Annotated in this window: 22 protein-coding genes; 14 read left to right on the top strand and 8 right to left on the bottom strand. The window is 37.1% G+C overall.

The window, feature by feature from the left end; genetic code table 11:
* Positions 1-2,418, bottom strand: a 2,418-nt coding sequence (locus B2145_RS06010) for a beta strand repeat-containing protein (RefSeq protein WP_291099634.1), incomplete at its 3' end; no start/stop codon positions are given.
* A gap of 483 nt (positions 2,419-2,901) precedes the next feature.
* On the opposite strand from B2145_RS06010, the gene rlmD reads away from it, so the two are divergent.
* The 3 genes from rlmD to B2145_RS06025 all read left to right on the top strand — a co-directional run bounded on the left by rlmD (position 2,902) and on the right by B2145_RS06025 (position 5,741).
* Complete coding sequence (rlmD, locus tag B2145_RS06015; RefSeq protein WP_291099636.1) at positions 2,902-4,314, top strand: 23S rRNA (uracil(1939)-C(5))-methyltransferase RlmD; 1,413 nt, start codon at positions 2,902-2,904, stop codon at positions 4,312-4,314.
* Between the two features lie 85 nt (positions 4,315-4,399).
* Positions 4,400-4,942: a DUF6452 family protein gene (locus B2145_RS06020; RefSeq protein WP_291099639.1), complete on the top strand. Its 543-nt coding sequence runs from the start codon at positions 4,400-4,402 to the stop codon at positions 4,940-4,942.
* A complete protein-coding gene (locus B2145_RS06025) occupies positions 4,914-5,741 on the top strand; it encodes a DUF6048 family protein (protein WP_291099642.1) in 828 nt (275 codons plus the stop codon). The genes B2145_RS06020 and B2145_RS06025 overlap by 29 nt, the downstream gene beginning before the upstream one ends.
* A 110-nt stretch (positions 5,742-5,851) precedes the next feature.
* On the opposite strand, the gene B2145_RS06030 is transcribed toward B2145_RS06025, so the two are convergent.
* Together B2145_RS06030 and B2145_RS06035 are read right to left on the bottom strand one after the other, a co-directional pair.
* A complete protein-coding gene (locus tag B2145_RS06030) occupies positions 5,852-6,088 on the bottom strand; it encodes a hypothetical protein (protein ID WP_291099645.1) in 237 nt (78 codons plus the stop codon).
* 76 nt (positions 6,089-6,164) lie between these two features.
* Positions 6,165-7,340 (bottom strand): THUMP domain-containing class I SAM-dependent RNA methyltransferase, encoded by a 1,176-nt coding sequence (locus B2145_RS06035; RefSeq protein ID WP_291099648.1) that lies wholly within the window; start codon positions 7,338-7,340, stop codon positions 6,165-6,167.
* 69 nt (positions 7,341-7,409) lie between these two features.
* Here B2145_RS06035 and B2145_RS06040 point away from each other — a divergent pair, with 69 nt between their 5' ends.
* The 11 genes from B2145_RS06040 to B2145_RS06090 all read left to right on the top strand — a co-directional run bounded on the left by B2145_RS06040 (position 7,410) and on the right by B2145_RS06090 (position 15,065).
* Positions 7,410-8,174 (top strand): class I SAM-dependent methyltransferase, encoded by a 765-nt coding sequence (locus tag B2145_RS06040; protein WP_291099651.1) that lies wholly within the window; start codon positions 7,410-7,412, stop codon positions 8,172-8,174.
* Entirely contained in the window at positions 8,174-8,842 is a 669-nt protein-coding gene (locus B2145_RS06045; protein WP_291099654.1) for a ZIP family metal transporter, read from the top strand. Before B2145_RS06040 ends, B2145_RS06045 begins: the two co-directional genes overlap by 1 nt.
* Positions 8,843-8,885: 43 nt before the next feature.
* Positions 8,886-9,125 (top strand): DUF433 domain-containing protein, encoded by a 240-nt coding sequence (locus tag B2145_RS06050; protein WP_291099657.1) that lies wholly within the window; start codon positions 8,886-8,888, stop codon positions 9,123-9,125.
* Between the two features lie 2 nt (positions 9,126-9,127).
* On the top strand, positions 9,128-9,472 hold the full coding sequence (locus B2145_RS06055; RefSeq protein ID WP_291099660.1) for a DUF5615 family PIN-like protein: 345 nt from the start codon (positions 9,128-9,130) through the stop codon (positions 9,470-9,472).
* Between the two features lie 10 nt (positions 9,473-9,482).
* Positions 9,483-10,307 carry an N-acetylmuramic acid 6-phosphate etherase gene (gene murQ, locus B2145_RS06060; protein ID WP_291099663.1) on the top strand — a complete coding sequence of 275 codons (825 nt, stop codon included), beginning with the start codon at positions 9,483-9,485 and terminating at the stop codon, positions 10,305-10,307.
* A 22-nt stretch (positions 10,308-10,329) separates the two neighbouring features.
* Positions 10,330-10,551 carry a DUF6095 family protein gene (locus B2145_RS06065; protein WP_291099665.1) on the top strand — a complete coding sequence of 74 codons (222 nt, stop codon included), beginning with the start codon at positions 10,330-10,332 and terminating at the stop codon, positions 10,549-10,551.
* Positions 10,551-11,123 carry a pentapeptide repeat-containing protein gene (locus B2145_RS06070; protein WP_291099668.1) on the top strand — a complete coding sequence of 191 codons (573 nt, stop codon included), beginning with the start codon at positions 10,551-10,553 and terminating at the stop codon, positions 11,121-11,123. Before B2145_RS06065 ends, B2145_RS06070 begins: the two co-directional genes overlap by 1 nt.
* Before the next feature lie 55 nt (positions 11,124-11,178).
* Positions 11,179-11,553, top strand: a complete 375-nt coding sequence (locus B2145_RS06075) for a DNA topoisomerase IV (RefSeq protein ID WP_291099670.1) — start codon at positions 11,179-11,181, stop codon at positions 11,551-11,553.
* Positions 11,554-11,607: 54 nt separating this feature from the next.
* The gene (locus B2145_RS06080) at positions 11,608-12,381 is read left to right on the top strand and encodes a TerC family protein (RefSeq protein ID WP_291099673.1); all 774 of its coding nucleotides are present in this window, start codon (positions 11,608-11,610) and stop codon (positions 12,379-12,381) included.
* Positions 12,382-12,489: 108 nt separating this feature from the next.
* A complete protein-coding gene (locus B2145_RS06085) occupies positions 12,490-14,406 on the top strand; it encodes a DUF294 nucleotidyltransferase-like domain-containing protein (protein ID WP_291099675.1) in 1,917 nt (638 codons plus the stop codon).
* Positions 14,403-15,065 (top strand): 3'-5' exonuclease, encoded by a 663-nt coding sequence (locus tag B2145_RS06090; RefSeq protein WP_291099678.1) that lies wholly within the window; start codon positions 14,403-14,405, stop codon positions 15,063-15,065. The genes B2145_RS06085 and B2145_RS06090 overlap by 4 nt, the downstream gene beginning before the upstream one ends.
* A 109-nt stretch (positions 15,066-15,174) precedes the next feature.
* Here B2145_RS06090 and B2145_RS06095 read toward each other — a convergent pair whose 3' ends face one another.
* The 5 genes from B2145_RS06095 to B2145_RS06115 form a co-directional block, all read right to left on the bottom strand.
* Positions 15,175-17,880, bottom strand: coding sequence for a DNA gyrase/topoisomerase IV subunit A (locus tag B2145_RS06095; RefSeq protein WP_291099681.1), 2,706 nt, complete (start codon positions 17,878-17,880; stop codon positions 15,175-15,177).
* Positions 17,881-18,183: a nucleotidyltransferase domain-containing protein gene (locus B2145_RS06100; RefSeq protein ID WP_291099684.1), complete on the bottom strand. Its 303-nt coding sequence runs from the start codon at positions 18,181-18,183 to the stop codon at positions 17,881-17,883.
* On the bottom strand, positions 18,183-18,584 hold the full coding sequence (locus B2145_RS06105) for a nucleotidyltransferase substrate binding protein (RefSeq protein WP_291099686.1): 402 nt from the start codon (positions 18,582-18,584) through the stop codon (positions 18,183-18,185). Before B2145_RS06105 ends, B2145_RS06100 begins: the two co-directional genes overlap by 1 nt.
* A 30-nt stretch (positions 18,585-18,614) precedes the next feature.
* A complete protein-coding gene (locus B2145_RS06110; protein ID WP_291099689.1) occupies positions 18,615-22,118 on the bottom strand; it encodes a DEAD/DEAH box helicase in 3,504 nt (1,167 codons plus the stop codon).
* 120 nt (positions 22,119-22,238) lie between these two features.
* Entirely contained in the window at positions 22,239-23,036 is a 798-nt protein-coding gene (locus B2145_RS06115; protein ID WP_291099692.1) for a hypothetical protein, read from the bottom strand.

The following is a 23,036-nucleotide window of genomic DNA, read 5'->3' on the forward strand; positions in this document are numbered from 1 at the left end:
GGTTACGGTTTTGCCGTCACCTATGGTTCTGGAGTCGAAAGTAGCTGTTCCGCCAGTTAAACTTAAATCGTCTCCTGCAAATACAACCGCTACAGAGCGAGAACCTGTCATTACAACCGCACTGTTATTGCTGTCATAAACTTTATTGTCTGCCGCGAACGAACCTATAACATCAAACTTGGTGATGACACCAGTTGTTGCAAGGTTGGCCATACTGTAGTTGGCAGCAAGTCCGGTTCCGTCTGCAAGTGTATAGGATATGGCAGTGGCTTTTCCCGTACCCACATTGGCATCGGCAAAATTGCTGGCCGATGGAGTTATGATTAAAGTTTCAGTTCCTATCAAGCCGCTAACGGTTCCTAGTGATACTGTACCTGTAACGGCTGAACCATTATAAACTTTCGGTGCAACTGTTGTTGCAGCGGTTAGAGCGACCTTGTTTATAGTCAAAGTTACCAGTGCCCTAGTGGCACTTACACAACCAGTGGTTGTATTTCTAGCTTCTGCATAAGCAGAATAAGTGCCTGCATTGGTTCCTGTAGGTGCGGTTGTAGTTGTCGTACCTGTAGCAGCAGCATACCAGTCAACCGTTTCCCCTATTCCTACAGTTGCGGTAGCCATTTTTGCTACCCCATTATAGGTATATGTATTAGTATCAGTCACTGGAGCAACTGGATTGGCACAAGAACCATTTGTAACAGTCACTTTACCAGTTGCTGTGGTGAAGTAATTTGGATTTATGTGGGCTGCTCCTGAACCAGTACCTCCCCAAGTGCCTGCTACTGTACCCGCACCACCTAGGGAGAGGTTATTGGCAGTATGGCTTAAAGTACCAAGATTTACAGATGTTCCCGAAGCAATCGAAAGATTATTGAAATTAGTGAATGCAGAACCTCCAATGTTTTGCGTTGAACCACCGTTAAATAAAATAGTGCTTGAACCTGGAGTAAATGTTCCGCTGTTTGACCAATTACCCTTAATATTGAGTGTTTGCGCACCTGATAAAGTTAATGGTGCACTACTATTTATGGTAACATTTCCGTTTATCGTTCGGGTAGCGCCAAGTGTCCAGGTTTTTGTGCCTGTATTTGTAATTATAAGATTATTGTAATCCCTATCTGTGACCGCTTGGGTTGCGTTAAGATAATACTCAACAGTACCATTGGTATTAATACTTGATGTTGCCCATGCACCACCTGCCTGTGTAACCAACGAAGCATTTGCTACAGGCCCTAAACCTAAAGCATCAACAGTACGAATTTTTCCTGTTGAGCCCATGGTTAATGTAGTAGTTCCTGACGTAGCGCTTCGAATCAATCCTGATGATGAACTGAAATCCAACGTGCCATTCACCGTAAGTTCTGACCCCGAGCCTAGTGTCATTTGCATACCAGCTTCATCAAAGGTAACCCCTGAATTTATTGTGACGTCTCCATTAACAGTAGTTGCTGCCTGCATCGTTTTTGCACCAGTGCCTGAAAAACTTAAATTATTATATGTTGCGGCCAGAATTGTTTGTGCTGCGCCTTTATACTCAACAGTACCAGTTCCCGGTGTAAATGTTGAACTGCTTCCCCAAACAAAATTACCGCCAATTTTAAGTGTTCCGATATCTGAGAATTTTATTTGAGCATTTGAATTATTTGACGGATTGGCCACATTACCTGTTAAATCGACTGTACCAGTTGAAATCGATAAAATGCCTTTTCTACCTGTTCCTCCATTTGCACCATCTATACTAACATTTCCTACCACATTAAGTATTCCCGCACCAACATCAAGATTATTTGTGATACCGTTAGCACCAGGTGCATTTATAGTTACGTTCCCTGAAACAGATAAAGTAATTCCAGAATTGATTTGGAGTTTAGTGTTACTACTTCCACCTGCAAGAGTAATTGACTTGGCTGAACTGTTATCTGAAACGGTAACAGTCGCCCCTACGGCAATTATTACATCGTCAGTAGCAAGCGGTATATTTCCTCCAACCCAAGTTCCTCCGTCATTCCAATTACCCCCAGGACCTGTTGATGTAATTGTAGGATCTGTAAATTCAGTCCATACATTTTCACCTGAAGATTGCCCAATAGCAGTGGCTCTTAATAATTTTCCCAAACAATGAGTTAAACTCACCTGCCAGGTAGTTACAAAGTTTCCGCTTGCATCAGCCGTTACATTCCAGGGTTGATGTTCCACTCCGGCAGTATCAACAGGATAAATGTCAGAATGCAACACTTGTATTGATACCGTTTCACCAGGTTGAAAACCACTCCCTGTAAAGGTTGCAGTTGTTCCCGGCAAATAATCTGGCCGGTCTGAAGTTATTGCAGCCTGCCCAAAAGCGGCACTCGCAAAAAACAAATTGGCTATTACAAATACAACAGCGAAGATTCCGGATTTACGTAGAAATGTTTTCATAAAAATAATGATTTACTTTAATAAATAACGAATGTGATAAGTCAACTTAAAAAATGTAAAATCAATAGAATTTGGGATTCCTATTGTAACGAAATTATGCAATTATTCTACTTTAGAAAAAGTCTTCGAAGTTGTTTGTAGGTTAAACAAAACTTTAGAATAATTGTGAAATATTTATGAATTATGAGTCTAAGCTATATAATTCCGAAAACATAATTAACTTTTTTTTAATATATTCGATGAAGATGTTTAAAAAAACCATGAACTACACATTTTTACGCTTATTTAGATTTATTATACCTTTTTTAACTCGAATCCAGTTATTAATGTTTTCATTTTAAGTCATTTAAAAAATATGCGTCGTTAAAAGTTAACAATTCAGAAATACAACTTTGCCCACTTTAATCCAAAATAAATGGGAACTTGTTGAAAATATTTCCTAATTTGAATTTATAAAACCATCCAAAGCCTTATTTTTGCGCTATGGCAAAGAAAAATACAGACAAAATCGTTTTCGATCATATAAAAGTCCTTGATGCTGGTGCAAAAGGCGTTTCGGTGGCAAAAGCCCCGGACGGAAAAGTAATCTTCATTCCCAATGTCGTTCCCGGTGACGTGGTCGACGTGCAAACTTTCAAAAAGCGCAAAGCGTATTATGAAGGGAAAGCCGTACGATTTCACGAATATTCAGAACATCGAATCGAACCGGTTTGCGAACATTTTGGTGTTTGTGGCGGTTGCAAATGGCAGAACATGAAATACAGCCAGCAATTGTACTACAAGCAAAATGAAGTCAAAAACCATTTGCAGCGCATCGGAAAAGTGGAACTTCCCGAGTTTGAACCGATTCTTGGTTCGGAAAAACAGTTTTTCTACAGAAACAAAATGGAGTTTTCGTTTTCGAACAGTCGTTGGCTTACCGAAAAGGAAATTGACAGCACCGAAGATTTGGGGAACCGAAATGCCCTTGGTTTCCATATTCCGAAAATGTGGGACAAAATCCTGGACATCAACAAATGTCATTTGCAGGAAGATCCTTCGAATGCGATTCGCAACGCCATTCGGGCTTTCGCCAATGAAAATAACCTCACTTTTTTCAATCCCAGAAATCACGAAGGCTTGCTTAGAACCTTGATGATGCGTACAGCTTCGACCGGAGAAATTATGGTTTTGGTGCAGTTTTTCGAAAATGACAAAACCAGCAGGGAATTGCTTCTCGATCACATCTACGAAAAATTTCCGCAGATTACTTCGCTGCAATATGTGGTCAACAACAAGGCCAACGACACTTTATACGACCAAAACATTAAATTATATAAAGGTCGAGATTTCATTCTGGAAGAAATGGAAGGTTTGAAATTCAGTATTAATGCCAAGTCTTTTTACCAAACGAACTCCGACCAAGCTTACGAATTGTACAAAATCACGCGCGATTTCGCTGGATTGACCGGCAATGAAATCGTTTATGATTTATACACCGGAACGGGAACAATAGCCCAATTTGTTTCGAAAAATGCCAAGAAAGTAATTGGAGTCGAAAGTGTTCCCGAAGCGATTGTTGATGCCAAAGCAAATGCCCAACGAAATAATATCACAAATTGCGAGTTCTATGTTGGCGACATGAAAGTGGTTTTCAACGAAAGTTTCATCGCGCAACACGGCAAACCCGACGTGATTATCACCGATCCGCCACGTGACGGAATGCACAAGGACGTGATTGAACAAATTATGAAAATTACGCCGTCAAAAATTGTTTATGTAAGTTGCAACTCGGCGACGCAAGCACGTGATTTGGCTTTGATGGACGAAAAATACAAAGTGACCCGAGTTCGGCCTGTGGATATGTTTCCGCAAACGCATCACGTGGAAAATGTTGTACTTTTGGAGAGAAGATAAGATTTCAGTCCCGATAGCTATCGGGAGCAATTGTTATCATTAAAATTGATTTTTACCATTGATATTGCCATTGATATTTAAATTTATGAAAAAAATACTTATTGCGTCATTATTATTCTTGTTAACATTCTCTTTCTCAGGTTGTGAGAAAGATGATATTTGCGATGCCAATACGTCCACCACTCCCAGACTTGTAATTCAATTTTACGACATAAACAATCCTGCTCTTTTAAAAAACGTGACCAATCTAAAAGTCATCGGAGAAGGAATGACGGAAGGAATTATTTTTAATACTGCAACCGATGATTCAAAATATCTAACTAATGGAAATAAGGTTTCCATACCTTTAAAGACTACCGAGAACAGTACTAGTTACAGTTTTATACTTAACTATGGAAATCCAAACCCAGCATTGGTAAACGAAGATAAAATCAAATTCGACTACAGCCGTGACAATCTTTTTGTGTCAAGAGCTTGTGGTTTTAAAACGGTTTTTTTATTGAATGCAACCAATCCGTATACCCATACCACAATACCGGCCACTAACCAAAAATGGATGCAATATATTTCGGTTGAAAAAAGTAACATAGAAAACGAATATGAAACACATGTCAAAATATATTTTTAGTCTTTGCCTTGTCATGTCTTTTGTTTTGGCTCAAGCACAGGATGAACAGGCGAAGCAAACTGCCCCAACCAAAAACTCATCCAATAGCATAAAAAGGGATGAAATGATTCCTGAAACGCCCAAACAGGCAACCAAAAAACTTGTTGAAGAGAAAAAAAACGACAGCATTCCCGTAGTAAAAACCGATCGCTATGGACTGCGTGTGGGTGCCGATTTGTATAAACTGACCCGTTCTTTTTATGAGAAAGGTTATAAAGGAATCGAATTTGTGGGAGATTATCGATTGACAAAAAAACATTATTTGGCCGCCGAGATTGGAAATGAAAATAAAACAACCGATGATTCCCGATTGAATTTTACAACCAAAGGTTCTTATATTAAAGTGGGTTTTGATTATAACGGCTACCAAAACTGGTTGGATATGGAGAATATAATTTCCATAGGACTGCGATATGGCGCAAGTACTTTTAGCCAAGAATTGAACAGTTACAAAACATACAACCCCAATCCCTATTTTGGTGAAGTTCCAAGTTTAACTTCCGGAGAAAAATTCAGCGGATTAACCGCCAGTTGGATTGAAGTGGTGGCTGGAGTGAAAGTAAAAGTCATCAACAATATATTTGTGGGTTTCAGCCTTCGCTTGAACCGATTGATTTCAAACCATAAACCGGCTAATTTTGACAACCTCTATATTCCGGGCTTCAACAGAACCTACAACGGGGATTTTGGAGTAGGATTAAACTATACCATTACCTATTTTATTCCTATTTATAAGAAGAAAGTGACGCCGAAGAAATAACTTAACTAAAAATTTGTCATTTCGACGAAGGAGAAATCTCATAATGAGAGCAACAAATGTGATTTCTCCTTCGTCGAAATGACAAAATCTTTAATGATAATATTTTTAAATTATCCAATTTCCTTAATTCCCTTCACAAACATCCATTTCATAAATAGTTTCTCGCCGTCTTTGGTTTTAACCGCCTGAAATTTTGGAGCCAGAATTGTTCCCGCCACAAAAGCCGTCATTGGTATCCACAAACCGGTTAAATTGGTAAATTTTGCCACTAAATATTGAATCGAGGTAAATAATATTGCAAAACAACCCAATTGGTATAGAAATGCTCGTACTTGTAATTTTGTCATTTTATTTTTCGTTTAAAGTTTGAAAAAGTTTAAAGTTGTAGCAATCTGAACACCTGTCTGCCGACAGGCAGGCTGATTACTGAACACTGTCATCTGTAACTTGAAACTTCGTTCTCTTGCTTCCCTCGTACATTTCGTATTTCACTAATCTAGCTTCGATACTTGCATTGAAGAGTTTGATTTTTCTGGAAGGTTTTAGTCCCACAAATTTCAAGGCTTCGAGATTTCCGGTAATAAACCATGCGTTTGTTCCTGGATAATTTTTTTTCAACGTATCACCAATATTTTTGTAGAATTCTTCCATGTGAATATCCAATCGCTCATCATAAGGAGGATTGAAAACCATATGCAATTTCCCTTGCGAGGTTTTCTCGGTATCAAAAAAGTTTCGTTCCTCGATGGTTATGTATTCGTCTAAATTAGCGTTTTTAATATTGTCTTTGGCTTTCATTACGGCACTTGGCGCTTTGTCATACCCTTTTATGGTGTAATGAAATTCTCTTACTTTTTTCATCAAGGAATCCATAATAGAATCGAACAAATCATTGTCCCAATCGTTCCATTTTTCGAAAGCAAATTCCTTACGGTTGATGTTTGCCGGAATATTACAGGCAATCATGGCCGCCTCGGCCAGAAAAGTTCCGGAACCACACATTGGATCCAAAAAATCACTTTGACCATCCCAACCCGAAAGCAACAGAATTCCTGCCGCAAGAACTTCGTTTATTGGAGCAATATTCGTAGCGGTTCTGTAACCACGCTGGTGCAAAGAATTCCCAGAAGTATCCAGTGCCACCGAAACTTGGTCTTTGTCAATATGAATATTAATTCGCAAATCGGGATGAATTTTTTCGATACTCGGACGTTGTCCGGTTCTTTCTCGAAATTGATCCACGATGGCATCTTTACATTTTTGGGAAACAAATTCCGAATGATTAAAATATTCCGAATGCACCGTCGCATCAATCACAAAGGTCTGGTTGGCATTGATAAATTTCGACCAGTTTACGCCCGAAATCCCCTTATATAAAGCTTGTTCGTCTCTTGCCTTGAAAAAATAAATGGGTTTCAAGATTTTCAAAGCGGTTCTCAAAGCCAAATTTGCCTTGTACATAAAACCCTTGTCTCCTTTAAAACTCACCATTCTCACGCCTTGTTCCACATCTTGTGCGCCAAGCATTTTAAGTTCATTTGCCAGTATTTCTTCAAAACCAAAAAAGGTTTTGGCAATCATTCTAAAATTATTTTCCATTGTAAAATCAAGTATTCGGTGCAAAAATACACTAAATTTGCATGACTTGAATTAATAGAAAAAGAATAAATGCTGAATTCCCAAAAACTTGAGACCCCAAACCTGGAAGCCAAAACCCATAATTGGTTCGCCTCCTGGTTCGACACCCCTTATTATCACATCCTTTACAAAGAACGAAATTATAGGGAAGCCCAAGTTTTTATGGACAATTTGACGCATTACCTCAATCTCCCGGAAAAAGCAAAAGTGCTGGATTTGGCTTGTGGCAAAGGCCGTCATTCCATCTATTTGAATCAATTGGGTTATGATGTCGTGGGCGCTGATTTATCAGAAAACAGTATTGCTGAAGCCAATAAAAACAGTAATAAAACCTTGCAATTTCAAGTGCACGATATGCGCGAAACTTTCGAAGATAAATTTGATGCCATATTTAATTTGTTTACCAGTTTTGGTTATTTCGAAAATGACGAAGACAACTTGACCACTTTGAAGGCAATGAAAGAGAGCCTGACTGAATATGGTTTTGCCGTAATCGACTTTATGAACGTGAACCAAGTTATTAATAATTTAGTTCCAGAAGAAGTAAAAACAGTCGAAAATATTGACTTTCATATCAAGCGATTCGTGAGCGAAGGGCATATTTACAAGGAAATTGACTTTGAAGACCAAGGCCAAAAATTTCATTTTACCGAAAAAGTAAAAGCATTAACCCTCAAAGATTTTGAAGATTTGATGGAAGAAGCCGGAATTTTCCTGTTGGACATTTTCGGGGATTATAAATTGAAAAAATTCCACAAAACGGATAGCGAACGATTAATTATGATTTTTAAATAATGACCTACCTTTTACCATTATTTTCAGTACTAATTGGGTACATCATCGCCTTGTTTTTTAAACCAAAAAACAAAAACTCACTCAAATTATTGTTAGCCTTTAGCGGTTCATTTTTACTGTCGCTGACGGTTATGCACTTGCTTCCGGACGTTTACAAAAGTGATAACCCCAACATTGGACTATTTATTATGACGGGAATTTTGTTCCAAATTATATTGGAATTTTTCTCGAAAGGTGCCGAACACGGTCACGTTCACGGCCACGAAAAAATGAACCAAATGCCGTGGTTACTTTTCATCAGCCTTTGCATTCATGCCTTCTTGGAAGGATTTCCGGTAAGTCATCACAACAACTTAGCCTTAGGAATTGCGATTCATCATTTGCCAATCGCGATTATTTTGACAACCTTTTTCGTCAATTCAAGCTTGAATAAAAAAGCCATTTTTGCCTTTATGATTACTTTTGCAATTATGACGCCGCTAGGAACAATACTGTCGGATTTTTTACCCGTTTTAAACGATTATTACACCGAAATTACAGCCGTCGTCATCGGAATATTATTCCATATTTCGTCCACCATAATTTTCGAAAGCAGCGAAGGACATAAGTTTAATATTGCCAAGGTTTCGATGATATTAATTGGTATTGTATTAGCGTATTTTATTTAGAACTTTATTGAATTAATTTACTAAATTTGTAAAAACCATAAAAATGGAAGCAACTATTTTAGATAGAATTACCATAAAACCAGACGTTTGCAATGGCAAACCAACGGTTAGAGGAATGAGAATAACTGTAGAAACCATTTTGCAGTATTTATCAGCTGGAGATTCAGTGGAAACTATTTTAGAAGCCTATCCATTTCTTGAAAAAGAAGACATTCAGGCGTGTATAGCGTTTGCCCTGAAAAACTTGTCCTCTCATAAAAATGACATTCAATTAGCCAGTTAATTATGAATTTCTCATTTTTAGTAGATGTAAATTTGCCAAAATATTTCAGCTTTTTTAATGATAATCGTTTTGTTTTTGTGTCTGACATTAATTTACAAATGACTGACACTGAAATATGGAATTATGCATTGAAAAACGAAATGGTTATTCTCACAAAAGACACCGATTTCTATAACCGTTTTCTAGTTTCAGAAAGAGCACCCAAAGTAATTTATTTTCAATTGGGTAATTATTCTTTGAAACAATTATATCAATATTTCAATGATAATTGGGAGAAAATCCAATCTGAAATCGAAAATTCCAAACTAATTATTGCAAAAGATTCTCATATCGAATGCATTCGTTAATACATTAAAAATGACTTTCACAAAAACCACAGAACAATCGTCAAAACACGAACATTTAGAAAAAATGTCGGTTCATGAATTGTTGTTCAACATCAATCAGGAAGACAAAACCGTTCCTCTTGCCGTAGAAAAAGCCTTGCCACAAATAGCCATTTTGGTCAACCAAATCGTTGCTAAAATGAAACTCGGCGGAAGATTATTCTACATTGGCGCAGGAACTTCGGGACGTTTGGGAATTCTTGATGCTTCGGAATGCCCACCAACATTTGGCGTTCCATTCGACTTGGTCAACGGAATTATTGCAGGTGGCGACAAAGCCATTCGCAGAGCGGTGGAAAATGCCGAGGACAATGCCACACAAGCCTGGATTGATTTGCAAGAACACGGTATCAATGAAAATGATGTAGTGATTGGTATTGCCGCTTCGGGGACAACGCCTTATGTGATTGGCGGTCTAGAATCTTGCAACCAAAATAATATTACCACCGGAAGTATTTCTTGCAACGCAGCGAGTCCTCTTTCGCAAACGGCAAAGTTCCCTATAGATGTTGTTGTTGGTCCTGAATTCGTAACCGGAAGTTCCAGAATGAAAGCTGGCACGGCACAAAAATTAGTGCTCAATATGATTTCGACAGCCACAATGATTCAACTCGGAAAAGTAAAAGGCAACAAAATGGTCGATATGCAATTGAGCAACAGCAAACTTGTGGATCGCGGCGTGAAAATGATTATGGGTGAAATTCCTGTTTCGTACGAAGTAGCTGCGAAATTGCTCGAAAAATATGGAAGTGTACGAAAAGCTGTTGATAATTTTAGGGATAAATCCCAAATCTAAAATCTGAAATCTAAAATTCCAAATGTCAACTAACAAAAATCTTTTATCCAAAGGAATTAAATATTTAGCTTGGTCTTTGCCTTTGCTCTTTATTGGACCATCATTGATTTACAATGCGTTTATCAACAAGCAAAATGGTTGGCATTATTTGGTTTTGGGAATAGGAATCTTAACTTGCTTCGGCGCGGTTTATCTCATGCTTATGGGTTTGAAAACAATGATGCGAAGTTTATTTAATGATTAATGGAAAACCTCATACACACGCATAAAACGTTCGAAAAAGTATCTTTTACGGACAAAAAAGTCAACAATCGGGAGTTTGAAGACTGCATTTTCAAGAACTGTGATTTCTCGAATAGTGATTTCTCGAACAATACTTTTATGGATTGCGAGTTCATCGATTGTAATCTTTCGATGATGCAATTGTCCGGAACAAGCTTGAAAACGGTACTTTTCAAGAATTGCAAATTGCTTGGAATTCAATTCCAATCTTGTGCAGATTTCTTATTTAGTGTAAGCTTTCAGGATTGTGCATTGGATTATTCGTCTTTTGCCAATAAGAAAATGCCGAAAACGAAGTTCAATTCCTGTTCGATGAAAGAAGTTTTTTTTATTGGAACCAATCTTTCGAATTCCGTTTTTGAAAACTCTAATTTAGCCGGAGCGATTTTTAATGACACACAATTAACCGCAGTTGATTTTACAACGGCATATAATTATAAAATTGATCCCGAATTCAATCCGATGAAGAAAGCCAAGTTTTCGACACAAGGAATTGTCGGGCTTTTGGATAAATATGATATTAAAATTGAATAAAAAATTAGATTTAACTTTAAAAAGATTGCTTCGTACCTCGCAATGACAAACAAAAATGAAAAAAATAATCTTCCTTTTCCCAGTCCTATTGCTAATGTCCTGCTATAATGTAGAACACAACTGCAAGGAATTTAAAACCGGTAAATTCAAATTTGAGATCAAAGTCAACGGCGTAAAAAAGACAACATTTTTTGAACGTAACGAAAAGATTGAAATTGAAACTTATGAAGGCAAGACAGATACTTCCAGCATTCGTTGGGTAAGTGATTGCGAATATATTTTGCAGAAAATTCATCCGAAGAATATGGCTGAGAAAAATGCAATTGATATGCGAATTTTGACTACTTCAAAAAATTCGTATACTTTTGAATTCGGTATTGTTGGGAAAAATGAAAAACAACGAGGAACTGTTGAGAGAATTTCAAATTAAAATAAATTGATCATCAGGCTTCAAAAAATTATAACTCATAACAACTAGATAAAAATGGAAGTATTTTTAAGTCCGGACGCTTGGATTGCCTTGTTAACTTTGACCTTTTTGGAAATCGTGCTAGGAATCGACAACATTATTTTTATATCGATTGCCACGGGAAAATTACCTCCAGAACAACGCAAGAAAGCCACAAAAGTGGGAATGTTTTTGGCCATGTTTATGAGAATTGGGCTTCTTTTGGGGATTTCATACCTCATCGCGATGAAGAAACCTTGGTTTTCGATCAATTTTAGTTGGATGACTGCACAAGTTTCCGGTCAGAGTATTATTCTGCTCCTCGGCGGATTATTCCTTATTTACAAAAGCACCACCGAAATTCGTGAAAAAGTGGAAGAAAGAGGCGAAGAAGAAAGGGAATTAAGCAAGGCGGCCGCCAAATCATTTCAGAACGTGATTTTACAGATCATCATGATTGACTTGGTTTTCTCTTTCGACAGTATTCTGACTGCCGTGGGAATGACAAATGGTGTTGCCGGAGCTTTATATATCATGATTACGGCTGTGGTTATTTCAGTACTTATCATGATGCAATTTGCTGTTCCTGTTGGCACTTTTGTCAACAATCATCCTTCCATTCAAATTCTGGGTTTGTCATTTTTGATTCTAATTGGCTTTATGTTACTTACCGAAAGTGCCCATTTATCGAATGCGCTGATCTTTGGAAATCCCGTCACGCCGGTACCAAAAGGCTATTTGTATTTTGCGATTTCTTTTTCGCTTTTAGTGGAAGTCCTGAATATGAAAATGGCGAAGAAAAAGAAGTAAAAGATATTGTTCCGTCCTGAAATGGCGATACACAAAAAAGATCTCAAATTTGGTTTCTTTTCTTTTTATATATTATTTTATAAATTAACTTAGGTGCAAATAAGCGTCATGAAAAATACTATCTCACATAGAGTTGCAGACTTTTTAAAAAATTTTCCTCCTTTTAGCTTTTTACAACAAAAAGATATCGAAACCCTTTCTGAACAAATATCCATTATTTACAAAGAAAAGGATAGTATCGTGTTTGCCGAAAATGAAGAAACGCACAACTGTTTTTATGTAGTTCATAAAGGAGCGGTAGCACTTAGAACAAGCCTAAATAATGATGTTTTGGATATGTGTGATGAAGGAGATATTTTTGGATTGAGACCACTCATGGCCAACGAAAATTATAAGATGGAAGCCCGAACCTATGAAGAAAGTATTCTTTATGCCATTCCCATCGCCGTTTTCAAACCTTATGCGTTAGAAAATAGAGCCGTGGGAAACTTTTTAATAGAAAGCTTTGCATCTAATACGCTCCACCCCTATTCCATAAGCAATAGAGGAAAACTATATGGTGAAATCGGGAGCGAATCCTTGGACACTGATAAAAAACTATTAGACTTACAGCCTGTAAAATATTCTAAAAAATTAATTACCTGTTCTTCAACAACCACAGCAAAAGCTATTGCTGAAATCATGACCAAAAAAAATGTGGGCGCCATTCTTGTTGTAGAAGATACGCTGCCAATTGGTATCATTACAGACAAGGATTTAAGGAATAAAATTGTAACCGGAGAATACCCAATCACCACAACAGCTGCCGAAATAATGACTGCCCCTGTTATTACTTATCCCAAGAAAATGACCATCACCCAGGCTCAAATGGCAATGATGAAAAGCAACATCAGTCATTTATGCCTCACAAAAGATGGAACGACCAATTCCAAAGCTGTTGGAATGTTATCCAAACATGATGTTATGGTATCTCTTGGCAACAACCCGGCCGTATTGATAAAAGCGGTAAAAAGAGCCAAAAAATTTAAAAATATAAAGCCGATACGAGCCAGTATAATGCATTTGTTACAAGGATATTTAGATCAAAATATACCTATGACGCTAATTTCTAAAATAATTACAGAATTAAACGATGCCTGTGTCAAGCAAGTCATTGCAATAGCGCTAACCAAAATAGAAACGCCGCCACCCGTGAAATTCGCATGGTTGGCATTGGGAAGTCAAGGAAGAAGTGAACAATTACTGCAAACCGACCAGGACAACGCCTTAGTTTATGAGGATGTTCCAGAAGAATTAGAAACAGAGACCAAAAAATATTTTTTAGAATTGGCTTCCTATATCAATAAAGGGCTCTTTGATATTGGATATGATTATTGTCCGGCAGAAATGATGGCTTCCAATCCAAAATGGTGCTTGAGCCTTGGCCAGTGGAAAAGTCTGGTTCACCATTGGATCACCAATCCTGGAAAAAATGAAATCTTATTGTCCTTTATATTTTTTGATTACAGCTTATCGTATGGAGATAGTGAACTCGTCAACAATCTGTCCGATTTTATTTTAGAAAACATAAAAGCCAATCCCGTGTTTTATATTCATTTAGTTAGTGGCGCGCTACAAAGTCCATCACCCACTGGATTCTTCAGACAATTTTTATTGGAACAGGACGGTGCCAACAAAGATTTTTTTGACATAAAAAGCCGGGCTTTAATGCCGCTGGCCGATGCGGCAAGAGTATTGATTATCTCTCATTCTGTAAAATCCATCAGTAATACTGCAGAGCGTTTTGAAAAATTGGCAGAATTAGAACCTAACAATGCTGAGTTATATTTAGCCTGTGCCTATTCCTATAAAGTATTATTGAAATTTAGAACCAAACAAGGTCTTTTACACAATGATTCCGGTCAGTATATTGCATTGGATTCACTATCCAAATTAGAAAAAATAAAGCTAAAAAATACTTTTAAAACCATTAAGGAATTGCAAGAACTCATTACCGTCCGATTTAATGTTTCAAACGTATTATGATGAATTTCTTTAAAAAAATCAAAGCTTTTTTATCTGATTTTTGGGGTACATCCGAAGAATCATTCGATGAGGAATTATCAGGCAACATAGATTCGACGCGTTTTGTTGTATTGGATACAGAAACTACCGGTTTCGATTATACAAATGACAGGATACTTTGCATTGGAGCCATAGTCTTACAAAATGGCAGGATTTCCATTCAGGATAGTTTTGAAGTTTTTATTGAACAAGAACACTACGATCAAGCAACTGCAAAAATTCATGGAATTTTAAGAGAATCTGTCCTAGATCGCCCCAATGAATTAGAAGCCTTACAAAAGTTTTTGGCTTTTTTGGGAGGCTCCATTATCGTTGCCCACCACACAATATTTGATATCACCATGATCAACAAGGCATTGGAAAGGAATGGTTTACCGGAATTAAAAAACAAAACATTAGACACTGCGGTGCTCTATAAAAAAACGTTATTGGTTTCTCCTCTTTTTGAGCGCAAGGAAAACTATAGTTTAGATGATCTTGCCGATAAATTTGATATCTCTAAAAAAGACAGGCATACCGCAATGGGAGATGCATACATTACCGCAATTGCTTTTTTAAAAATCCTGAACAAATTGAGAGACAAAAAGGAACTTACCTTAAATCAATTGTTCAAATACTGATAAAAGATTAAGTTCGATTATTAAAAAAATCAGAAAGCCATTATGGGAATAAAACTTTTTTAGCGAGTGAAAACTCGTAAAAAAGCCACTTTTCAGCGGCTTTTTATATTTAAAACAAAGTGACCTGTCCATCTTCGTCAAGCTGAATATCTTCATCGGGAATTTCAACTTCTGTTTCGCCTTCCACTTCCATTTCTTCAGGAATAACTTCTTCCGGCTCTTCATAAGGCAAAGGTTCCAATAAATTGACTTGTTTCAATTTATCGGTGGTCAATTGATTTCCGAGTGCTTTCAAGCCTTTTACGGCGATAAAATTCTCAATATCTACCGTTTGATTTTCTTTTTGAACTCCTTTCACTTTCGTGAAAACCAATTCGGCCATCGGGCGGTAATCGGTTGACACGATTTCCAGTTGTGACTTGGGGTGTTCAGTGATAAAAATTTCTTCTTTATTTTCGTTTTCAACCAAGAACCGTTTTACGTAATAGCGTTCTTTTTCGCCATCGTAATAAATGGCGGAAACCGGTTTTTTAGGATGCCATTTCTCTAAAACCACCATATCTTCGTCAAAATGCGTGGACAATTCCGGCGTGATGACTTTCAGTTTTCCCGATTGGGAAATTACCAAAATCTTGTCATTGGGTCTGAACTCTCCCAGCAATTCTCCTCTGGCATCGACGTTTAATTTTTGAACCGTGTCATCGAACCATATTTTTCTGGGTTTCAAGGTCGAAATTCCTTTTTCCTTGATTTCAATTTTCTTGATTGGATATTTGGTGACCAAATTCCCTTTCGAAGCACGACCTTTTATGGCAATGTCGGCAAAATCCAAATCCCATTTCAGTTTTTTGATGCTTCCAATCTGGCGCAATAAAACCGTGATAACCTCGGCTTCCCCGTTCGGGTTACAAGTGAAATACAGGATTTGAGAACCTTTGGTTCCATTGGTCAAATCGTATAATTTATCCCGTGTAACACCAGAAACGTTGAAACGTTTTATGTACGACGGTCCTGATTTTCCATCGCGGTAAATCATATTGTAAATCGTTCTCTTGTCGCTTTTGTCAAAAATAGCAACGTGAATGATGTCTTTTCCAACAAATTTCTTGTCATCGACTTTGCAAATCATCATATTCCCATCGCGGAGAAAAACAATTACATCATCAATATCGGAACAATCCGTAACATATTCGTCTTTTTTTAATCCGGTGCCAATGAAACCCTCTTCCCTATTAACGTAGAGTTTTGTGTTTCTCAAAGCCACTTTTGTCGCTTCAATATTATCGAAACTGCGCAATTCGGTTTGGCGTTCCCTACCTTTTCCGTATTTCTCTTTTAGTTTGGTAAAAAAGGCAATGGCAAAATCGATTAAATGTTCCAAGTCGTATTTCACCTGTTCGATATCGCCTTCAAGCGCTTCAATTTTGTCCTGTGCCTTATTGCTGTCGAATTTCGAAATACGTATAATTCGAATGTCCAATAAACGAAGAATATCTTCCTCGGTAACGGCACGTTTCAAGTGTTTCGTGTGCGGTTTCAAACCTTCATCAACGGCATTGATTACGCCATCTTTGGTGGTTTCTTCTTCAATATTGCGGTAGATTTTATTTTCGATAAAAATGCGTTCCAAAGAAAGGAAATGCCATTGCTCTTCGAGTTCACTCAATTGGATTTCGAGTTCACTTTTCAATAATTGAACGGTTCTGTCTGTCGAAATTTTCAACATTTCAGAAACGCCCACAAACAAAGGTTTGTTATCTTCGATCACGCAACCCAAAGGTGCTACCGAAGTTTCGCAACCAGTAAATGCGAATAAGGCATCTATGGTTTTATCGGGAGAAACTCCCGGAAAAAGATGAATTAATATTTCAACCTCGGCAGCGGTATTGTCCTCGATTTTCTTGATTTTGATTTTGCCTTTTTCATTGGCTTTCAAAATACTGTCAATCAAAGTCGTCGTATTGGTCGAAAACGGAATCTGGGTAATCACCAAAGTATTTTTGTCCAGTTGGGCAATTTTGGCTCGAACACGAACTCGCCCGCCACGCATTCCATCATTATAATTGGATACATCCGCAATTCCAGCCGTCATAAAATCGGGAAAAATCTGGAATGGTTTTCCCTTCAATATTTTTATGGAAGCGTCTATTAATTCATTGAAATTATGGGGCAACACTTTCGTGGAAAGTCCAACGGCAATCCCTTCGGCACCTTGTGCCAAAAGCAACGGAAATTTTACAGGAAGATTATTGGGTTCGGCACGACGACCATCATAAGAAACGCCCCAATCGGTAATTTTTGGCGAATACAAAACCTCCAAAGCGAATTTCGACAAACGAGCTTCAATGTAACGAGAAGCCGCAGCGCTATCTCCTGTTAAGATATTTCCCCAGTTTCCCTGGCAATCTATCAACAATTCTTTTTGTCCAATTTGCACCATCGCATCACCAATACTCTGATCGCCGTGCGGATGATATTGCATGGTATGACCAACGACATTCGCCACTTTGTTGTAGCGGCCATCGTCTAATTCTTTAAGCGAATGCATAATTCGACGCTGAACGGGTTTGAAACCGTCTTCGATTGCAGGAACAGCACGCTCTAGAATTACATAGGATGCATAATCCAAAAACCAGTCTTTGTACATTCCGGTAACTTTGGTGATGGTATCTCCCCCTTCGTCATTATTTTCGTAAAAATGCTGTCCTCCGGAAGTGATTATGTCTTCGAATCCTTCGTCGCTTGTTGACTCATTTAACTCTTCGTTGCTTTCGTCTTCGTTTGGGATAATGTTATCTTCGTCTTCGTCTTTCATTTATTTTTTGTAAAATACTTTTCCAACCCTGTTGATATGTTCTTCTAAACTTGGAGAATTAAGCAATTTAAAAATTGATATATCGAATAAATAAGGCGTGTTTAAATCGTCAATTTCAGAATCTATTGTTCCTACCAAATCATATTCCAAATCATTTCCAATTAATGTCAAATCAATATCAGAACCCTTTCTAAAATTCCCTTTGGCTCGCGAACCATAAATAATTACTTTGTCGATTTCAGGGTGTTTTCGAAAAACCGAATTGATTTTATCGATGGTTTCTTGTTTTAATCCAAATTCCATTATAAAAAAGTTTTCATTTTTTTACTAAAATTCGATATTTCCAAAAAATAAACCTGTTTAATTTTATATACGATTTTATCAGCCGTTTCCTCATTATAAGTATGAACACTTTCGTTTCGACTATCAACCATATCCATCCAAATTTGTCCTTCTTCAATCAAACCTTTGTTAAAGGCTTCTCTTGTTGCACTTCTTGATCCTATAATATTTTGAATTCCTTCATAAGTCAAAAAATCTTTCATTACATTCCAAGCTAATTCGTGAGTATATTCAAAACATTGAATTAAACCTTGCTCTTCTAATTCATTAAGTCCTTCTTTGTCAATAAATTTAGCAAGCTGACTTAAGGCTTTTTCAAAATTAGCAAATCTCTGTTTCCAACGTATATCTTGATTTTCCATAGCTTTTTAATAATTACAAATATACTTAAACTAACCCATTTCAAACAAATCTTTCAGTTCCTTGTTACTCAAATTCCCAATCCAATTTTCGCCAGTAGAAACGGTCATTTCAGCAAGGGCTTTTTTGGATTGAATCATATCGTTTATTTTTTCTTCAAAGGTGTTTTTGGTAATGAAACGATGCACCATTACGTTACTTTTTTGTCCAATTCTATATGCCCTGTCGGTGGCTTGGGCTTCTACTGCAGGATTCCACCAAAGATCAAAATGGATGACGTGGTTGGCGGCAGTAAGATTTAAACCTGTTCCTGCGGCTTTGAGTGAAAGGATAAAGACTTTGTCGGCACGATTGTTTTGAAAAGCATCGACCATTTCCTTTCTTTGTTTCAGGTTGCAACCTCCGTGGTAAAACAGGGGTTCTTCTTTATATCTTTCGGTTATAAAATGCTTTAATAATTTACCCATTTCGGTATATTGGGAAAAAATCAATACTTTTTCGCCACTTTCGATAATGCTGTCGAGTTTATCAAACAATAAATCCATTTTACCACTCAAAGAGGCATCGAGTATATTGTTTTTTAGGAATTGCGTGGGATGGTTGCAAATTTGTTTCAACGCCATTATCATTTGCAGGACTAATCCTTGGCGAACAAACATCGCTTTGCTGTCTGAAAGTTCCATTTCTTCGATGTCTTTCATTGCTTTTTCGAGGGTGGCTTCATACAAAGTAGCTTGTTCTTTGGCTAGAGCCGAATAACAATCCATTTCGATTTTATCAGGCAAATCAGAAATAATGGTTTTGTCGGATTTCAAGCGTCGCATCATAAACGGAGCGGTTACTTTCTTGAGTTGCTCGGCTACTTCGACATCATTTTTAATTTCAATGGGAATGCCGTAGGTTTGGCTAAACTCTTTGCTGTTACCCATCAAACCTCGGTTGCTGTAATCCATAATACTCCACAATTCACTCAAACGATTCTCGACTGGCGTTCCGCTCATCGCTATAAAATGATTGGCTCCAATGGTTTTCAAGGCCTTTGATTGTTCGGTATTGCTATTTTTTATGTTTTGTGCTTCGTCTATCACTAGCGAATGCCATTTTTTCTTTTTCAAATCTTTGGCATCGCTACGCACGATTCCGTAAGAGGAAATCAAGACATCAAAATCGTCTGCTGCCTCAAACTTTCGATTCGGTCCGTGGTAAATTTTGGTTTTTAATGTTGGAGCAAATTTCTCGATTTCGGTTTGCCAATTCGTCAAAAGTCCTGTTGGTGCTACGACCAAGGCTTTTTCTTTTTCGAGCAATCCTTCTTCTTTATATTTCAATAAAGTGGTGATGACTTGCAGGGTTTTTCCCAATCCCATATCATCGGCGAGCACCGAACCAAAACCTATTTGGGCATTGCGATACATCCACGAAAACCCGCGGTGTTGGTAGGGACGCAATGTGGCGTTGATTCCTTTTGGCAATTCAATTTCAGAGAAATTGGTCAGTTCAGCAATTAAATCTCTTACCTCATCAGTCAAACCAATGGCAGCTCCTTGGTATTCGCCGCTCAAAACAGCACGCAACATTTCGAAAGCCGAAAGTTCTTTGGTCGATGTAAAATGTTTGTGAATTTTTTCTAAATCCTGTTGATTTACATAAATATAATTGGCTTTGTACTTGATTAACCCATCGGATTTTTTCATCAATTTCTTGAATTCGGCTTCGTCCATCAAGGTATCGCCAATGGCAATTTGCCAATCGAAATCGAACAATTGTGCCAAATTCAAAAATGATTTTCCCTCGGGTCTTTTCTTGATTTTGACACTTGATTTAGGTTTCAAAATTTCTCGCAATGCTTTTGGCAACATAATATCAATATCCAAAAGCTGAATTGCCGGAATCATACTCATCAGGAAAGGCGTAAAAGTAGCGTTGTCCATCACTATTTCCCGTTCGCCTTGGGTATTGATATAATGATCCAATCCGTCTATAAAAGAACTCAACTGGGTGAGACTTTGCAAAATTTCGTAGCGATTTTCGTTGAATTGGTCTTTGGTCAAAATATCTTTCAAACTAACTATTTTTTCCTTGGCATCGTGAATATTGATAACCAATTTGAAGTTTTCATTGGGTAGTTCCTGCACCACAATTTGGGGTTTATAATTACCTTGCGTGATGTAATATTTTTGTAACCAAGCCATAACGCCGCCACTCAAGGCTTCCTCTCCTGGTTTTTTGAACCCGTAATTTGCTTTTTTGAAAAACAAATTTACAAATAAATCGTCAGTAGGAATGTCCTCTAAAATAGCTGTTATTTCGGTCAAAAAAAGCGAGAGTAAATTGAAAGCCGTGTCCTTATTAATTTCTTTCAACTTGTTTTTATCTTCCCATTGAAAAACGTCGGGAGGCAAAATCTCCTGCAATCGTTCCACCAGTACACGCACTTCTTTACTTAATAGTGCGGGCAACCAGCGAATGGCAAATTCCTTGTTTTGCAACTGTACAATTTGGGGAATTACGGCACCATTTGCCAATAAATGAACGGCAAAATGCAAGACCGTATGCAACGAAGCCGTTGAGGGCTGGTAATCTAGCGTTTTTGACGACTGAATTTGTGAAATTTGCTGCAAAAATCCCAAAAAAGAAAACTGGGTTTCGTTTACAAAAACCTTGGATTGATAGGTTTCATCAATCGTGATTGTATTATGGCTATGCAAATTTATTTTTTGTTCTTGAAGACTGGCTTTGAGGAATAGATTTTCTAGAGAAATTTTTCCTTGCACCACTTTTTGGGCATTCTTAACCGTTTTACCTATTTTGGTACTGTATTTATCTTTAAAATTACCCGAGCCTTGGTAGAAAACCGGAAAGTCTGAAAGCAAAGCGGTTAGCGGTTCGTGTATGGGCGACAATTTAGAAAATGATAGTTTTTTGTACGCATTTTCAGGATTGTATTCTGGAGTTTTTTTCTTTTTAGTATCAAAATACAAATCGGTAATCTTCGGGATTTCGGTAATGGTGGCGTTTACAAAAATACCCAATTTGTTGAGTTCTTCAATCAAATTTACTTGATGCAACTCAAACACCAAAAACGGATTATTATCAATCTCGGCACTCACTTTATAGACTACTGCGGCCAAGTGTTTGCAAGGCACCGCCCAATCCGGGCAAGAGCATTGCATCTTGAAATCCGTCCATTGTTTTGGGAATACTTTCAAGCCTAAATTTTCGGCAATGGTTAGTACCTCGGGGTCGAGTTCCCTGTTTAAAAGTTTGGATATTATGGTTGGTTTTTTGGCCAATTGGCTAATAAAATTGCCTAATTCTGGTTCGAAAAATGGAGGCAAAGTAATGTCAACATTATACGGTTTTGGTCTGCTTCCCGCAACTTTGGCCTCAATTCTATTGCCTTTGATGGTAATTTTGGTTACGGAACCCTTGTTGGCATAACTTTTACCTCTAGGCAAACGGTTATCATAATCAATATTTGACAGGGTGTTGAGCCATTGCAGACCCCACCAGGTTTTTCCGTAAGTGTTGGACATTTTATTTTTTTTTTGAGTTTTGTATTTATTTTTTATTCGATAGATAGCTTTTTGTCATCTGTTTGAACTATTCGAAATTTTCGAATAGTTGCTATTCCAATTGTTCTTTATTTTGTGGATTTATTTTTTAAAATGTTTCCTTATTGATTTTGGAATTTCCTTATCCCATTCATCATCCTTAATATGAAAGGCGTGATATTTATTTTGTGGATTATCGCCTTCACAAGGAAAAACTATAAAAGTTTGTAAATCTTCGTCAAAATTGTAACACCAATATCTTTCTCGTAAATCAAAAATTGCATTTTTTAGCAATTCCTGTGCTTTTTCATCGGTACATAATAATTGTGACGCTTTTTGACTATTTGGAGCAATTGCTTTTGTCGTTTCATTGCCGTGTTTAGAATTAAAATTATAAACTCTATCGGGCAAATTTTTATTTATAAATTCCCAAATCTTGTTGGAATTATTAAATGAGTTTATTTTTACTTTTTCAAAATCATTATTTGATTTTACCATTAATAAAGTATGCTCTTCTTCATTCTTTAAAGAAAAAATAATTAGATTTTTATTTTTCAATTTTGAGTTTAGAAATGGTAATTTAATGTGTTCCAAACTTGTATTTTCTTGCGAAAAATGAATTTTAAAAAAATTATTAACTTCCTTATTTTGTTTAAAGTTCTCTAATAATAAATCAAGTTTATTGGCTTGACTTTTACTAAAATCCTTGTTGAAATCTGGGTCCGTAAAATATTTTTTTAATTCATCATTATCCTCAAAAGAATAATAAACATTTGCTTGTAGTTTTCTGCCAATTTCTAAAATAGGATTTATTTTATTTAAGAAATTTTTGATGTTTTCGTTGGAGAAATTATCTAACTCTAAAACATCGGAATGTATATAAAATATAAAATCTCCCAT

This window comes from Flavobacterium sp. UBA5153 (genome assembly GCA_002413745.1).
GTDB lineage: Bacteria > Bacteroidota > Bacteroidia > Flavobacteriales > Flavobacteriaceae > Flavobacterium.